Below are 16,056 nucleotides of genomic sequence, written 5' to 3'. Positions count from 1 at the left end.
GCAGAGGAGGACCAAGGGTCCACCGAGAAAGGACTAGAGGCTTGGGAACGACATTTGAAAGCTTCAAATATCTGACCTTCGACGTGGTCGGCACGCTGATCGACTTCGAGGGCGGGCTGATCGGCTGCCTGCAGGAAATTGCCGCCGAGAACGGCAAGTCCGTCGATGGCGAAACGGCGCTCAGCCTCTATCGCAATGCCCGCTACATGCCGGATGTCGGGCTTTTCCCGGATGATCTCGTGCGTGTCTACATGGTCATTGCACCGGCGCTCGGACTGCCGGCGGAGGCCCGGTTGGGTGAGCGGCTGCGTGACTCGGCAAAGACGTGGATGGCATTTCCCGACAGCGCCGATGCAATGGCCCGCCTCGCCAAGCGCTTCAAGCTCATCGCCATGACAAATGCCCAACGCTGGGCGTTCGAGTGCTTTTCGCAAGCGCTGGGCAATCCGTTCTTCAAGGGTTTTACCGCCGACGACACGGGCACGGAAAAGCCAGACCCGGCATTTTTCGAGCATGTCCTCGCCTCCATAACGTCCGCAGGCGGCTCCCGCGCCGACATCCTGCATGTCGCGCAGAGCCAGTATCACGACATCGGGATATCCAGGCAGCTTGGCATAGCAAACTGCTGGATCGAGCGACGCCACGCCCAGAAGGGCTATGGCGGAACGATCGAGCCTGTAGCCTTCACCAAGCCGGATTTCCACTTTACCTCCATGGCAGCGCTTGCGGATGCCGTGGAACAGACGAACGCCGCCTGAGGCTTCAACGAGCCCCGGACGGACACGGCAATGCCTTCACACAATCATAAAAGGGGAATGCGCATGTCTGACAATAAATTTTTAAACTGGACGTCTTCCGACGATGCCATGGTCGAGAACGCCATTCGCCGTGGTGCAAGCCGCCGCGATCTTCTGAAGATGATGATGGCCGGAGGCCTTGCCGCCACTGCCGGCAGCCTGATCCTCGGCCGCGCCAATAGCGCGATTGCCGCCACGCCTGTTTCCGGCGGATCGCTGAAGGCAGCCGGCTGGTCGGCTTCGACGGCAGATACGCTCGACCCGGCCAAGGCATCGCTGTCGACCGACTACGTCCGTTGCTGCGCCTTCTACAACCGGCTGACATTCCTCGACAAGGCCGGCGTAACGCAGATGGAACTTGCCGAGAGCGTCGAAAGCTCGGACGCAAAGGTTTGGACCGTCAAATTGCGCAAGGGGGTCACGTTCCACGACGGTAAGACGCTGAAGGCCGCCGACGTCGTCTACTCGCTGAAGCGCCACCTCGACCCGGCCGTCGGATCGAAGGTCAATTCGATCGCCAAGCAGATGACCGGTTTCAAGGCCGTCGACGACCTCACCGTAGAGATCACGCTCGCCAGCCCCAATGCCGACCTGCCGACCATTCTCGCCATGCATCACTTCATGATCCTGGCCGACGGCACGACCGATTTCTCCAAGGCAAACGGGACCGGCGCGTTTGTTTGCGAAGTCTTCGAGCCCGGCGTGCGCTCCCTTGCGACCAAGAACAAGAACTACTGGAAGCAGGGCGGCCCGCACCTCGACAGCTTCGAGTTCTTCGCCATCTCCGACGATAGCGCCCGCGTCAATGCGCTGATTTCCGGCGACATCCAGCTCGCAGCCTCGATCAATCCGCGCTCCATGCGCCTGCTCGAAACCCAGCCCTCCGTCGCCATCTCCAAGACGACATCGGGCAACTACACCAACCTCAACATGCGCCTCGACATGAGCCCGGGCAACAAGGCCGACTTCGTCACCGGCATGAAATACCTGCTCAACAGGGAGCAGATCCAGAAATCCGTGCTGCGCGGCCTGGCCGAGATCGGCAACGACCAGCCGATTTCCCCGGCCAGCATCTATTACAATGCCGATCTGAAGCCGAAAGCCTTCGACCCCGAAAAGGCCAAGTTCCACTTCCAGAAGGCCGGCGTGCTGGGACAATCGATCCCCGTCGTGGCCTCGGATGCGGCCACCTCGTCGATCGACATGGCCATGGTCGCCCAGGCCGCTGGCGCCGAGATCGGCATGAAGCTCGACGTGCAGCGCGTCCCCTCCGACGGCTATTGGTCGAACTACTGGCTGAAGGCGCCGATTCATTTCGGCAACATCAATCCACGCCCGACGCCGGATATCCTGTTCTCGCTCCTCTATTCCTCCGACGCCCCTTGGAACGAGAGCCAGTACAAGTCGCCCAAGTTCGACACGATGATGATCGAAGCACGCGGCATGCTGGATCAGGCCAAGCGCAAGGAAATATACAATGCGATGCAGGTGATGATCGCGGAAGAGGCCGGCACCGCCATTCCCGCCTTCATCTCGAATGTCGACGCCATTTCCTCCAAGCTCAAGGGGCTGGAATCCAATCCGCTCGGCGGCATGATGGGATATGCGTTCGCAGAGTATGTCTGGCTCGAGGCCTAGCACCGCCATGAAGCCGGCCGGAGATCAATCGTGTTTCCGGCCCCCCTCCATGCTACAGTGCTTTGAAAGCACCGTCCCCCTGCGGAGCGCCCATGAACCTCCACGTCCTCGTGTTGGTGATCAACCGATTGCTCGTGGCTGTCGTCACCTTGCTGATCGTGTCCTTCACCGTGTTTTTCGCAACCGAGATGCTGCCGGGCGATGTCGCCCAGATCCTTCTCGGTCAGGCAGCGACACCGGAAGCCGTGGCAGGTCTGCGGACCGCGATGCATCTCGACGACCCTGCCTTCTACCGGTTTATTCACTGGCTCGGCGGTTTCGTCACCGGCGATCTCGGCATCTCCTATGCCAACAACATGCCCATCGCAAAGCTGATCGGTCCGCGCTTCCTCAGCACGCTGAAACTGGCGGCTGCCACTGCCCTGTTCTCCGTGCCGCTGGCCCTGACACTGGGCATAACCTCGGCGATTGCACGGGGCTCGATCTTTGACCGGATCGTCACCACGGTGACCATCGCGGTGATCTCCGTGCCAGAATTCATGGTCGCGACCTCAGCCGTTCTCGTCTTCGCGGTCTATCTGAAATGGCTTCCGGCGCTCTCCTTCGCCAACGAGGTCCACAGCTTCGGCGAGCTTCTGCGGGTCTTTGCCATGCCGGTGATCACGCTGAGCTTCGTCATCTCGGCGCAGATGGTCCGCATGACGCGGGCAGCGGTGATCGAGACGCTCGGAACGCCCTACATCGAAATGGCGCTTCTGAAAGGGGCCTCGCGAACGCGGATCGTGTTGAAGCACGCGCTTCCCAACGCGCTAGGACCGATCGTCAATGCCGTCGCGCTGTCGCTGTCCTACCTGCTCGGCGGCGTCATCATCGTCGAGACGATCTTCAACTATCCCGGCATTGCCAAGATGATGGTGGATGCGGTGGCGACGCGCGACCTCCCGCTCATCCAGACCTGTTCGATGATCTTCTGTTTCGGTTACCTGATCCTGATCACGATTGCCGACATCATCGCCATCATGTCCAACCCGAGGCTGCGCTGACCATGGCAAATTTCTCCGTATCCCCGGCACGTTTCGGCTACCGCTTCAACATCGTCGGCGTCCTCGGGCTGACCATCATCCTCGCCTGGTCACTGGTCGCTATTTTCGCGCCTCTGCTGATCCCCTATTCGATCGGCGATATCGTCGACTACGACTACTTCGGACCGATCTCGGCAAAATTCCTGCTCGGCACCGATTATCTCGGCCGAGACATCCTGTCGCGTATCCTGATGGGCGCGCGCTACACTGTGGGCATATCGCTTGCCGCCGTGGCTGTCGCCTGTTTCACCGGCGTTGCGCTCGGCATGAGTGCCGCCGTTGCCGGAGGATGGTTCGACACGTGCCTCTCCCGTTTTCTTGACGCCTTGAGCTCCATTCCGAGCAAGCTCTTCGGGCTCGTCGTCGTTGCCGCTGTCGGCTCCTCAATACCGGTGCTCATCGTCACCCTGGCCGTGATCTACACGCCAGGCGCCTATCGCTTCAGCCGGGCGCTCGCCGTCAACATCAATACGATGGACTATGTCACCGTCGCCCGGGCCCGCGGCGAGAAGACCATCTACCTGATTGGTTCGGAAATCCTGCCGAACATCCTCGGCCCCGTGCTTGCCGATCTCGGCCTGCGCTTCGTGTTCATTGTTCTGCTGCTTTCGGGCCTGTCCTTCCTCGGCCTCGGCGTTCAGCCGCCGAACGCCGACTGGGGCGCGCTTGTGCGCGAAAACATCGGCGGCCTGCCTTTTGCAGCCCCTGCGGTGATCTTTCCGTCGATCGCCATCGCCAGCCTCACCATCAGCGTCAATCTTCTGATCGACAACCTGCCGCATAAAATCAGAGACCGGAGCATGTGATGGCAAACCTTGTCGAAGTCCGCAATCTCGAGGTCGAGGCAAAGACCGATGCCAACCGCACCGTGGCAATCATCCGCGATGTGAGTTTCAATATCGCCGAGGGCGAGATCGTCGCGCTGATCGGCGAAAGCGGCTCGGGCAAGACCACCATTGCCCTGACGATGATGGGCCATACGCGTCCGGGCTGTCGCATCAGTGGCGGTTCGGTCCTATTGTCCGGCAACGACATGGCCGCCCTGCCCGAAAAGCGCCTCGCCAGCCTGCGCGGCACGCAAGTCGCATACGTGCCGCAAAGTGCTGCCGCAGCCTTCAATCCGGCGCAGACGATCATGGATCAGGTGATCGAGGTCGTGCGCATCCACAAGCTGATGTCCATCGACCAGGCCCGTTCGCGGGCGGTCGAACTGTTCAAGGCGCTGGCCCTGCCCGACGCCGAGACCATCGGCGCGCGCTACCCGCACCAGGTCTCCGGCGGCCAGTTGCAGCGGCTCTCGGCCGCCATGGCGCTGATCGGCAATCCGAAGCTGGTGATCTTCGACGAACCGACAACGGCGCTCGATGTCACGACCCAGATCGACGTGCTCAGGGCCTTCAAGTCGGTCATGAAAAAGGGCGGCCTTGCCGGCGTCTATGTTTCCCACGACCTCGCCGTCGTTGCCCAGATCGCCGATCGCATCGTCGTTCTGAAGGAAGGTGAAATCCAGGAAATCGGCAAAACGGCGCAAATCCTGGCATCGCCGCAGCACCCCTACACGCGCCAACTCGTGGCAGCCTTCAAGCCGACCCTGCGGATCCCACCGGCCCCAGTAGAGCAGGCGGCGCGACAGCCGCTGCTGGAGGTGGATGCGTTGTCGGCCGGCTATGGCCCGATCCAGCCGAATGGATTGCCGCTGGCTCTGGCGCTGAAATCCGTCAGCCTGAAACTCGACTACGGCCAGAACCTCGGCATCGTTGGGGAATCCGGCTGCGGAAAGTCGACACTGGCCCGGGCAATTGCCGGCATCCTGTCGCCGGCGTCCGGCCATATCATTTTCGACGGCAAGGAACTTGCACCAAACGCTGCCAGCCGCCGTCGCGACGAATTGCGCAAGCTGCAGATCGTCTTCCAGTTCGCAGACACCGCGCTCAACCCGTCCAAATCGATCTCGGACATTCTGGAGCGACCGCTTGCCTTCTATCACGGCATGGCGAAGGGCCAGCGGCAAGCCCGCATCGATCAGCTGCTCGACATGGTGCATCTGCCGCGCAGCGTGAAATACCGGCGACCTGCCGAATTGTCGGGCGGGCAGAAACAGCGCATCAATCTGGCAAGAGCGCTTGCGGCCGAGCCCAAACTCATTCTTTGCGACGAGATCACCTCGGCCCTCGACACGGTCGTGGCTGCGGCGATCATCGATCTGCTGAAAGAGCTGCAGACCGAACTCGGGCTGTCCTACATCTTCATCAGCCATGATCTCTCGGTCGTGCAGGCGATCTGCGACGAGATCGCAGTGATGTATGCCGGCGAAAAGATCGAACAGATGGCGCCGTCCGACTTCGGGAATCCCGGCGGACATCCCTATTCGCGGCTGCTCTATTCCTCGGTGCCGAAGCTCGATCCCACCTGGCTCGACAGCCTCGAGCGGGACCCTGAACTCGTTGCGGCCTTTGCAAAGCGCTGAGGTTTACATCGGGAAGAGGCTGGTGAGCGGCATATGCGCCCGTGTGATCGGCGATTTCAGCACGACGAAGCTGAAATATTTGTCGATGCCGATATCCATGTCGATGAGGCGTTCCATGATCGTCTGGTATTCGGTGATGCTGCCGGTGACGAACTTGATGAGATAATCGTATCCGCCCGAGACCAGATGGCACTCGATGACGGAGTCGACCTTCTCGATGGCCGCCAGAAACCGGGCGAAATCGATCTGCCGATGGTTCTTCAACGTCACTTCCGTAAAGACCGTCAGGGTCTGCCCGAGCTTGGCAACGTTGATCTGTGCCGAGTAGCTGACGATATAGCCTTCCGCCTGCAGCTTCTTGACCCGCATCAGGCAGGGACTGGGCGACAAGTTGACCAGATCCGCCAGCTCTACATTGGTGATGCGGCCGTTCTTCTGCAGTTCGGAGAGAATCTTGATGTCGATCCGGTCGAGTTTCATCAGCGCTCCATGACGTCCGGTGCTCATTCACCGCGCTTGCTGCAGCATATTATGCGGAATGAAAAATGCATCAAGCCGGGCAAGGCCGCTCTCGCCCTGCAAATCGCGCAATTGACAAGTTAAGCAGAATAATCTTCCAGCGACGGCAGTCACGCCATGAAATGCTGATTGGCCATGCTCTGCGGCAAACGCTAGCGCAAGCCTCTGGCTATAATTATGTCTTCATTGGAGAAATCGCATGCCCGCGCCGCTTTTGAAGATCGAGACAACACCGGATTTGCCTGCGGAAGCGGATGTCGTCGTTATCGGCGGAGGCGTCGTCGGCGTCTTCTCGGCATATTATCTCGCCCGCCGCGGCTTTCGCGTCGCACTTGTCGAAAAGGGCTACGTCGGCGCGGAGCAATCCAGCCGAAACTGGGGATGGTGCCGCCAGCAAAATCGAGATGCCCGCGAATTGCCGATGGCGACGAAAAGTCTCGCCCTGTGGGACAAGCTTGCCGGCGATCTCGGCGAGGACGTCGGCTTCACCAAGTGCGGGCTGCTTTATCTGAGCGACAACGAAGCCGAGATAGCCGGCTGGGCCCGCTGGCGCGATTTTGCGGCAACCGTCGGGGTCACGACGCACGTGCTCACTGCCGATGAGGCCACGCAGCGCGGACAGGCAACTGGCAAGCGCTGGAAAGGCGGCGTATTTTCGCCGAGCGACGGCATCGCCGACCCGGCCCGTGCGGCACCGATCGTGGCACGCGGCATCATCGCTGCCGGCGGTTCCGTCCACCAGCTCTGTGCTGCGCGGGGTGTTGAAACCGAGGCCGGGCGCGTCAGCGGCGTGATCACAGAGGCCGGCACCATCCGAACAAAGACCGTTGTGCTGGCCGGCGGCGCCTGGGCCTCCTCCTTCTGCCGCCAGCTCGGCATCCGCTTTCCGCAAGCCTCGGTCCGGTCGTCGATTCTGTCGGTGGGACCGGGCGCCGAAGGCATTCCAGATGCGCTTCACACTGCCGAGGTTTCGGTGACGCGCCGGGGCAATGGCGGTTACACGCTGGCCATCAGCGGCCGGGCGCGTGTCGATCCGACGGCGCAACAGGTGCGCTTTGCCCGCGAGTTCGTGCCGATGTTTGCCAAGCGCCGCCGCAGCCTGGCGCTGGGCGGGGCCGAGGGATGGCGATCAGGACACGAGAGCGTCACGAAATGGCGGCTCGACGCCCCCACCCCGATGGAGCGCAATCGCGTCCTCGACCCGACGCCGGATCAATCGCAGATCGACGAGACGCTGCGGCGGGCCCGAAAGCTTCTGCCGGGACTAAAGGATATCGGCCAAGAGAGCGCCTGGGCCGGCTACATCGACAGCACGCCGGACGGGGTTCCCGCCATCGGCGAAATTGCGAGCCTCCCCGGGCTGATCCTCGCGGCCGGCCTCAGCGGCCATGGCTTCGGCATCGGACCGGGCGCTGGCCATCTGGTGGCTGATATCATTGCCGGAACGCCGCCGCTGGTAGACCCGGTACCTTACGACCCCGCGCGGTTGAGCAAATCGGTCTGGGGCAAGGTTGCCGACTTCTGAGCATGCCGACGCCACGGGGCGCCGGTGACGCTCAGCGCGACGCGACCCAGTTCTGCCACTCGCCGCCGCTGCCGTGGAACACGTTGAGGTCGATCTTGCCACGCACGCCGTCCGTCAGGCCGGAACCGGAATATTGCCAGAACAGCCATTTGCGCCCGGGATAGAGTTCCGACGGATGAGCGGCAACGGAGCGCAGCCAGAAGGGATAATCCAGCAGTTCGCCCTGCAGGTTGTCGCGATAGAAATCCGGCGCTGTGTAGATGATCGGCCGGCGGCCATAATGGCGCTCCAGTTTCTCGGCGAAGACCTGGATCTTTTCGAGCACTTTTGCCCGTGAAATCCGCTGCTTGCAGGCCGATTGGCCGTTCCATTCGACATCGATGACGGGCGGCAGCGCATTGGCCTCGCGGGGTACGTTGCGGATGAACCAGTCTGCCTGCTCGCCGGCCGTGCGGCACCAGTAGAAGAAGTGGTAGGCGCCGCGGCGCACGCCGGCTTCCTTGGCCTTGCGCCAGTTGGTCTTGAACATCGGGTCTAGATGGTCGCCGCCATCGGTGGCCTTGATATAGGCGAAGTTCGCCCCTTGCGTGCGCAGCCGGTCCCAGTCGATATCGCCCTGCCAGCGCGAAACGTCGACGCCGTGGACCTCGAGCTTGCGCGGGTTGGATCGCCCGAAATTCATCGGCTTGGCATCCCTGAACCGATGGCCGTAGATCTGCCCGGCGGAGCGTGCGGCGGAAGGCATCTCCGGCATCGCCATCGCCACCTGGAGCGCGGGCCGCGAGCCCGGCACTGGCAGGCCGATGTTGCCGGAAGGAGAGGCAAAGCCCAATGGTTCCGGCATTGCCCCTGCCAAATTCGACTGGCCGCGCGCGGCCACGACTTTCGGCGCGGACTGCCCGACATTGGCCGGCGGCACCACGGCCGATGGTCGAGTGATCGAACCCGTCGTCTCCTGTGAGGGGACAGCGGCGGCGGCAGCCTCGGGCGCCGAACGCGATGTGCAGCCGGACAAAAGCACGCAGGCCGAGACGATTGCTGACAAAATGAATGAACGCATGAGAACCCGTACGCAAGACAATCGCCCATGGAGACGGGCGAATGACCGCGCCGGCGCCAATTACTAACGCCAGATTAGCAAAAAAGACTGAATGCGATCTTTACGCAGCAGACATTTGCATTTTTCCTCGCACCGCAAAGCGAGGTATCTCGTTCAACATTCCGTCATCCGCCGGACAATGCCCTCCGTTTCGATATTCGTGCCCGAAAGTCTGCAGGTCGTTATTTCCTGAACAGCCTCTCCAGGAACGTCACGAGTGACGGCCGCCACACATCCATCTCGTGCTGCAGGCCAGGATATTCGTGGTATTCATAAGCGATCTTGTTCTTGTCCAATGTCGCTTTGAGGCCGGCGATGTCCTTGCCGGTCACCTGATCCTTGGCGCCGACCGTGACGGTGAAATTGCGCAGGTTCCTGTTGATCCTGGCAGGATCGTTCAAGGCATCGTCAACGGCCTTGTTAGGCACAGTCGTGGTCGACACGCCGCTGAAGGTCGCCACCCAGCTGAAGGTGCCGAGATGCGAAAAGCCGGAGACAAGCGCCTGGTATCCGCCCTGCGACAGACCGGCCACGGCCCGGCCGTCGGCGTCGTTGCGAACCCGGTAATGGCTTTTCATATAGGGAATGAGGTCTTCCATCAGCTCGCGGTCCGCTGCCTCAGCATTGACGGGATAGAATGTCTTGCGCCGGTCTGCGGCGGGGAAATTCTCGGCGATGGCCTCATCCACATCGGTCTCCGTGTCCGGAATAACGACGATCATCGGCCGGATCTTGTTTTCCGCCATGAGATTGTCGAGGATCTGCGGCGCCCTGCCCTGGCTAATCCAGGACGCGGCGGTGTCGCCGAAGCCGTGATAAAGATAGAGCACGGGGAGCCGCTTGGAGGCGTCGCTGTAGCCGGGCGGCGTATAGACATACATCTGCCGCTCGGATTTCAGAGCCTTCGAATGCAGCGTTACGAGCCTTAGATCGCCGTGTGCGACATTGCGGGTGTCGAGAATACTGCCGGGCACCAGAATGAGGCTGCTATTGACTTGCCGCTGCGGTTTGGGCGCATTGCTGCCGGTATCGATGCTGCGGAACCCGTCGACGTTAAAGTAGTATTCATAGAGATTGGGCTTCAGCGGTTCGCTTTGCATAGTCCACACGCCGGTGTCGCTACGCTGCATTGGCATTGGATCGCCGGTCCCCAGCACCACAGACACGGATTTGGCCGACGGCGCATACAAGCGAAAGATGATCGATCCGTCTTTCTCGACCGAGGTCACGAACTCTTTCAACGGACGGTCCGAGGGCGGCGCCGCCGGCAGATCGACAGCAGACGCGGGTATGCCGATCAGGCATCCGGCAATCGAGAGAACAGGCAAAAGCAACCGCATGAAAACCTCCTCCAAAAAATTTCAAAACAGACGACTCGGCTGGTCAGCCTAAGGATGGCCCATAAACTTTCAACATAATTACACTGGGGAGCAGAAAAGGGTACCGATCGAGAGGCAGATAGCGGGTTGGAAAGGAAGCAGCGCGTTTGAGCCTCTCCTCGCCGGACAATGGCCATAGGCACGCCCTCCCCTTCACGGCACGGGTTATCTTTTCTGACATACCCCTCCTTTGACCCTCGGTTTTGCAATGACAGGATCTTTATAGTAAGGGTTCGGTCTGAGCCTGGAACTTGCCCGTTGCGGGCGACATGGTGCGCGCCCTCGTGAGCCTGGCGGAGCACGCCTTGGGGGGTCTGGACGGCATCACCATGCTGCTCCCGCGCCAGGAGCTGTTCCTCTATATGTATGTGAGGAAGGACGCGGCCCTCTCGTCCCAGATCGAGCGCACGCAATCGACCCTTTCGGACCTGCTCTGCTTCGAGACCGAGGCGCAGACCGGCTGCCCTTCGGCAGGACCTCCTTTAGCGACCTGGTGAGCTCCTGAACGCGGCCGAGGCGGATGTCCTCGTCTCGCATGTGCTTTTCGAAAGCCGCCTACCGGGCTACTCGAACTTGTCGATCATGAGCTTGCTGATCTCGCTTTCGGAGAAGCGCTGCGGGCCGGTGTCCTTGCTCGTGCGGAGGCTTTCTTAACCGGTCGAACCTATCGTTCTGCAACGCTGTGTATTTCACTGATATAGCCTCCTGGAAACTCCACCATCGCTGCCTCCCGTCCCTTGGCTGCGAATGGCGGCACGAGGATTCTCGCACCCGATGCCGTCGCTTTCCCAAGCGTTGCCTCAAGGTCGGTCACCTCGTAGCCTGTCGTCTCCCGGCCGAAGGGGTAAGGCAGATGACCATCGGTCACCAGCACCGTCACTGTTCCAAAGGCCGATTCCAGCTGGATGCGGCGATACGTGTCGGCGCGGTCACGGCCGATGTCGGTACCCGCCGCGTCACTGGTATCGGACACTACCCTGCCTTGCGAGAATTTTACGAAATCCGCGACAAAGACATCCGCAACGTCTGGAGACAGGTAGACGCGATTTTCGGGAACGGTTTGAAGCGGCGCATAGGCAGGTGCCTTGGTATGCCAGTAAAGCTGCATGTTGACGCCACCCGGCCATTGAACGATGGCATCCCGGCCAATCGGATCGGGATAACTGTCGACAACGACGGCGGCGCCTGCTTTCCGGGCCGCGGCAATGGCGCTGTCGAGATCCTTGACCAGATAGCCGGTCCGCTCGGTGCCGAATGGATAGGGTATCGGCGTCTTGAAGCCGAAAAGAGAAACCAGCCCTGCCGACGTCTGGATCAGCTGCGATGTCGTGGAGCTCGGCGTCGGCGTTACCGTCGCGACCACCTGCTTCGTCGATGTGCCGCCAAATGTCGCCGTGAAGCTGGCAATGAAACGATCGACGTCACCAACGTCGAGATAGACGTGGGTCGTGTCGTATTGCGGACCTACGGCAACGCCGGCGTCGGCAGCAAAAGCCGCTAAGGGAGGCAAGGCAAGCATTGCCACAGCCACAGTCAGTCGCAGGGCCCGAGCTCTTGTCGTTTGCATGCACATGGGGAAAATTCCTCGAATAGGATTGGAATGCCATCGTGGCTCAGAAGGACCCAAGATGGCATCGGGGATCAGCTCCGGACGAAGGCCAGCAGATCGGCATTGATGACATCGGCATGGGTCGTTGGCATGCCGTGCGGATAACCGGCATAGGATTTGAGGACGGCGCCCCGAACGATCGAAGCCGAGATCTTGCCGGTCGTAGCAAACGGCACGACCTGGTCGTCCTCGCCATGCATCACCAACGTCGGCACTGCCATCTTCTTTAGGTCTTCGGTGAAATCGGTCTCCGAGAAGGCCGCAATGCCCTGGTAGTGGGCGAGCACGCTTCCCATCATGCCCTGCCGCCACCAGTTGCGACGGACGCCTTCCTTCACATCGGCACCCTCGCGGTTGTAGCCGAAAAACTGCATCGTGAAATCGTAGAAGAACTGCGAACGATTGGTGGCCGTCTGGTCGCGAACGAAGTCGAAGGCATCCATGGGCACGCCATCCGGATTGCGGTCCGTCTTGACCATGATCGGCGCAACAGCGCTGATAAGGACAGCCTTGGAGACGCGCCCGGCCTTGGCATTGGCCACGTAGCGGGCAACCTCGCCGCCACCCGTGGAATGGCCGACATGGATGGCATCTTGTAGGTCGAGGGCATCGGTGAGCGCCATGACGTCGGCAACATAGGTGTCCATAGTGTGGCCGGTGCCGATCTGCGAGGAGCGTCCATGGCCGCGGCGGTCGTGGGCGATGACCCGGTATCCCTTGTCGAGGAAGAACATCATCTGCCCATCCCAGTCGTCTGAGGTGAGCGGCCAGCCGTGGTGGAACATGATGACTTGGGCATCCCGAGAACCCCAGTCCTTGTAGAAGATTTCGGTTCCGTCTTGTGTGGTGATCGTGGGCATGGTGGTCTCCAATGTTGGGGTTTCAGATGATGATGTGCTCGGGTCGTTGGCGGCCGGGCGGCTGGTTAGGAACCGCGTTTTTCCGACACCCTGAAGATGACCTTGATTTCCACTTGACGAAATAGAAACATTGGAAACATATTGTTTCCTGAAATGACAATGAAGACGCGACTCCCCGATCTTGAAGCCTGGGCCATCTTCGCCAAAGTCGCCGAACTCGGTTCATTCTCGCGGGCGGCGGAAGAGCTGGGCCTGTCGAACCCGACCGTCTCAAAGGCGATTTCCCGGCTGGAACAGCGGCTGGGTTTCTCGCTGTTCGCCCGCACGTCCAGGCGCCTTTCGGTCACCCAGGCCGGGCGGTCGTCGCTCGAACGTGCGACCCGCATCCTTCATGAGGCCCGGGCGCTGGAAGAAGAGGCGTCGGAGCAGACGGATATGCCGCGCGGCCTCGTGCGGGTCAGCGCACCGCTGTCGTTCGGCACGGCGTATCTCGGGGCGACCTTGCCGCCCCTTCTAAAAGCCTATCCGGAGATCACGCTGGAATTCTCGCTGAGCGATCGCAAGGTCGATCTGATTGCCGAGGGCTACGATCTCGCACTCCGCATCGCCAGCCTGGAGGATTCGTCGCTGCTTGCCAGACGCCTTGCCACCGTGCGGATCCTTTTGGTGGGGTCGCCGGACTATTTCGACAGATACGGACGCCCCAAAACTCCCGGCGAGCTTGCAGACCATCGGGCGCTTGCCTATACGGGCGGCCCCTCCAGAGGGGTTTGGAAATTCACGCATCCCGTCCTTGGCGAGCAGATCGTCGCGCCGCCGGTCTCCATGTGGACGGATAATGTCGACATCTTGAACCCCGCCTTGCTGGCCGGCCAAGGGCTCGCCCTGCAGCCGGATTTCATGGTGTGGCGCGACCTCGAGGCGGGCAAGCTCGAAACAGGCCTGCCGGAGTGGTCGGCGACATCGCTGGGTCTCTACCTCGTCACTCCGCCCAGCCCCTTGCGGCCTCTCAGGGTCAAGGCCGTGATCGAGCATTTCACGCGCGAGTTTTCCCGCGCGCAGTGGACTGGGCCCACAGTCAGATCCTGAGGCTGCGGCCTGGACGACGGGACGTTACACCAGCATCTACTTTGTCGAAGCAAGCAGCGCCTCGATCTCGCTGCGCGTCGGCATGGCGGGCGCCGTTCCGCGTCGCGTCACCGCGATGCCGGCGGTGGCGCAGCCGAAGCTGACGGCATCGAGCGGCGCCGAACCGCGCGATATCGCGGCAGCAAAACCGCCGACGAACGCATCGCCTGCGCCCGTTGTGTCGATCACGGGTCCGTAGTTCATGGCCGGAACATGCACGGATGTGCCTGCGTCATGGTAATAGACGCCACGCCCGCCGAGCGTAATGACGGCGGCACCGACACCGCGCGCGACCAGCGCTTCGCCGGCCCGCTTCGCATCCGCGATCGTGTCGAGGGAAAAGCCGACGAGGGCTGCAGCCTCCGTCTCGTTCGGGATGATATAGTCGCACAGGTCGAGCATCGCCTCGGGAAAAGTTTCGGCGGGTGCCGGATTGAAGATCGTTGTGACGCGAGCAGCGCGGGCAATCGCAAGGGCATGCAAGGCGGCGACGGCCGGCTGCTCGAGTTGCGTGACAAACACGGCCGACTGGCGGATCGCCTCGCGCGCCGCCTCGACATCATCGACCCCGATGGTCCCGGCAGCGCCCGGATAGACGATGATGGCGTTGTCGCCGGTGCTGTCGTTGACATAGATGAAGGCCGCCCCCGTCGGCTCGTCGTCCATGATCACCAGCAGCGGCTTAACCCCGGCATCGGCATAGGTTTTCTGCGCAAGATCGCCGAATGTATCGCGGCCGATCTTGGAGATGAACGAGACCTCGGCACCGGCCTTGGCGGCCGCGACCGCCTGGTTCGACCCTTTTCCGCCGGGGCCGACGGCAAAGCCGCTGCCCTTGATGGTTTCGCCGACATCCGGCATCCGGTGTGCCAGATAAGCTGTGTCGGCCACAAAGATGCCGAGGATCGTAACGCCTGTTCCCACCATGACCACCCCTTGTCGACGTTCAGTGTCTGCGCCGGATCATATCCGTCCTATCGCCCGTCTCGCAACTGCCAGCTTCGACGCAAGCCGGTTACTTGACGGCACCTGCCGTCAGGCCCTTGACGATGTAGCGCTCGAGGAAAATACCGATGAGGATCAGCGGCAGGATCGCGGCGGTCGAGATGGCGGCCATCGACCACCAGTTGATCCCCTGCGACCCCGTCTGGCTCGCCACCATGACCGGCAGGGTCTTGGCGCTGGAACTGGTCAGCAGGGCTGCAAAGAAATATTCGTTCCAGCAGAGAATGACGGACAGGATGAAAGCCGCCACCATGCCGGGCAACGCAATCGGCAGGACGATGCGCACGAAGGCGCCCCAGATGGAGCAGCCGTCGACCAGGGCTGCCTGTTCCAGCTCGACCGGGATCGTGTCGAACTGGTCGCGCATGATCCAGATGACGATCGGCAGCACCATCAGCGTATAGATGAGGATGAGGCCGACCAGCGTGTCGAGCAGCATCAGGTGCTTGTAGAGCACGAGGAAAGGCATGGCGAGAACCACCGGCGGCAGGATCAGCTGGGACAGGAAGAAGAAGGAGATATCCTTGTTGCGCATCCAGAGAAACCGGTAGGAAAACCGGCTGAGCCCATAGGCGGCGAGCGAGCCGATGATGACCGCAAGCAGTGCCCCGCCGGACGATGCGATGATGCTGTTCAGGAACCGCATCATGAACTCGTCGCGCACGGTCGACTGCACGAAGATCGTGTCCGGCGACAGGCCGAGCGAGCGCCAGCCTTTCCAGTCCGGGGTGAAGTCGACGAAGGGGATCATATTGCCCTGCGTCACATTCACAGCTGTCTTGAACGACGTGGTGATGGTCCAGTAGATCGGAAAGAGTGAGATGAATGCCCAGAACACCAGTGCGGCATAGATCAGAAGGCTGCTGGTAAGAAACGCCGGGCGCCGGGCCCAGAGGCCGGGCTGCCTTTCGGTGGGCGCGTGAAGGGGTTGGCTTGTCGACATCGGTC

General features: G+C 61.4%; 14 protein-coding genes and 1 pseudogene. 8 read left to right on the top strand and 7 right to left on the bottom strand.

Annotation, left to right across the window (positions count from 1 at the left end; translation table 11 throughout):
- The first annotated feature begins 41 nt into the window (after positions 1 to 41).
- From J5278_RS24080 to J5278_RS24060, 5 genes are all read left to right on the top strand, one after another.
- Positions 42 to 758 (top strand): HAD-IA family hydrolase, encoded by a 717-nt coding sequence (locus tag J5278_RS24080; protein ID WP_219258646.1) that lies wholly within the window; start codon positions 42 to 44, stop codon positions 756 to 758.
- Positions 759 to 821: 63 nt separating this feature from the next.
- Positions 822 to 2,435, top strand: a complete 1,614-nt coding sequence (locus J5278_RS24075) for an ABC transporter substrate-binding protein (RefSeq protein ID WP_219258644.1) — start codon at positions 822 to 824, stop codon at positions 2,433 to 2,435.
- 92 nt (positions 2,436 to 2,527) lie between these two features.
- Entirely contained in the window at positions 2,528 to 3,478 is a 951-nt protein-coding gene (locus J5278_RS24070) for an ABC transporter permease (protein ID WP_219258636.1), read from the top strand.
- A gap of 2 nt (positions 3,479 to 3,480) precedes the next feature.
- Complete coding sequence (locus J5278_RS24065) at positions 3,481 to 4,323, top strand: ABC transporter permease (RefSeq protein ID WP_219258634.1); 843 nt, start codon at positions 3,481 to 3,483, stop codon at positions 4,321 to 4,323.
- Positions 4,323 to 5,984, top strand: coding sequence for an ABC transporter ATP-binding protein (locus J5278_RS24060; protein ID WP_219258633.1), 1,662 nt, complete (start codon positions 4,323 to 4,325; stop codon positions 5,982 to 5,984). Before J5278_RS24065 ends, J5278_RS24060 begins: the two co-directional genes overlap by 1 nt.
- Before the next feature lie 3 nt (positions 5,985 to 5,987).
- Here J5278_RS24060 and J5278_RS24055 read toward each other — a convergent pair whose 3' ends face one another.
- Positions 5,988 to 6,464, bottom strand: a complete 477-nt coding sequence (locus J5278_RS24055) for an Lrp/AsnC family transcriptional regulator (protein ID WP_219259220.1) — start codon at positions 6,462 to 6,464, stop codon at positions 5,988 to 5,990.
- 238 nt (positions 6,465 to 6,702) lie between these two features.
- Between J5278_RS24055 and J5278_RS24050 the strand changes: the two genes are divergently transcribed.
- A complete protein-coding gene (locus J5278_RS24050; protein WP_142831281.1) occupies positions 6,703 to 8,028 on the top strand; it encodes an FAD-binding oxidoreductase in 1,326 nt (441 codons plus the stop codon).
- Positions 8,029 to 8,059: 31 nt separating this feature from the next.
- On the opposite strand, the gene J5278_RS24045 is transcribed toward J5278_RS24050, so the two are convergent.
- Positions 8,060 to 9,088 carry a GH25 family lysozyme gene (locus tag J5278_RS24045; protein WP_142831282.1) on the bottom strand — a complete coding sequence of 343 codons (1,029 nt, stop codon included), beginning with the start codon at positions 9,086 to 9,088 and terminating at the stop codon, positions 8,060 to 8,062.
- 221 nt (positions 9,089 to 9,309) lie between these two features.
- Positions 9,310 to 10,467 carry an esterase gene (locus J5278_RS24040; RefSeq protein WP_219258631.1) on the bottom strand — a complete coding sequence of 386 codons (1,158 nt, stop codon included), beginning with the start codon at positions 10,465 to 10,467 and terminating at the stop codon, positions 9,310 to 9,312.
- A 290-nt stretch (positions 10,468 to 10,757) separates the two neighbouring features.
- Between J5278_RS24040 and J5278_RS24035 the strand changes: the two are divergent.
- Positions 10,758 to 10,973 (top strand): annotated as a pseudogene (locus J5278_RS24035) (Fic/DOC family N-terminal domain-containing protein); the annotation flags it as partial.
- A gap of 197 nt (positions 10,974 to 11,170) precedes the next feature.
- On the opposite strand, the gene J5278_RS24030 reads toward J5278_RS24035, so the two are convergent.
- Entirely contained in the window at positions 11,171 to 12,073 is a 903-nt protein-coding gene (locus tag J5278_RS24030; RefSeq protein WP_219258630.1) for a VOC family protein, read from the bottom strand.
- 74 nt (positions 12,074 to 12,147) lie between these two features.
- Positions 12,148 to 12,975, bottom strand: a complete 828-nt coding sequence (locus J5278_RS24025) for an alpha/beta fold hydrolase (protein ID WP_219258628.1) — start codon at positions 12,973 to 12,975, stop codon at positions 12,148 to 12,150.
- A 159-nt stretch (positions 12,976 to 13,134) separates the two neighbouring features.
- Between J5278_RS24025 and J5278_RS24020 the strand changes: the two genes are divergently transcribed.
- On the top strand, positions 13,135 to 14,064 hold the full coding sequence (locus J5278_RS24020) for a LysR family transcriptional regulator (RefSeq protein ID WP_143123236.1): 930 nt from the start codon (positions 13,135 to 13,137) through the stop codon (positions 14,062 to 14,064).
- 36 nt (positions 14,065 to 14,100) lie between these two features.
- On the opposite strand, the gene J5278_RS24015 is transcribed toward J5278_RS24020, so the two are convergent.
- On the bottom strand, positions 14,101 to 15,027 hold the full coding sequence (locus tag J5278_RS24015) for a ribokinase (protein WP_142831340.1): 927 nt from the start codon (positions 15,025 to 15,027) through the stop codon (positions 14,101 to 14,103).
- Positions 15,028 to 15,118: 91 nt separating this feature from the next.
- Entirely contained in the window at positions 15,119 to 16,051 is a 933-nt protein-coding gene (locus J5278_RS24010) for a carbohydrate ABC transporter permease (RefSeq protein WP_142831287.1), read from the bottom strand.
- Positions 16,052 to 16,056 lie beyond the last annotated feature (5 nt).

The organism is Rhizobium sp. B21/90 (assembly GCF_019355815.1).
GTDB classification, from domain to species: Bacteria; Pseudomonadota; Alphaproteobacteria; order Rhizobiales; family Rhizobiaceae; genus Rhizobium; species Rhizobium rhododendri.
This window is presented reverse-complemented; position numbering and strand designations above follow the sequence as displayed.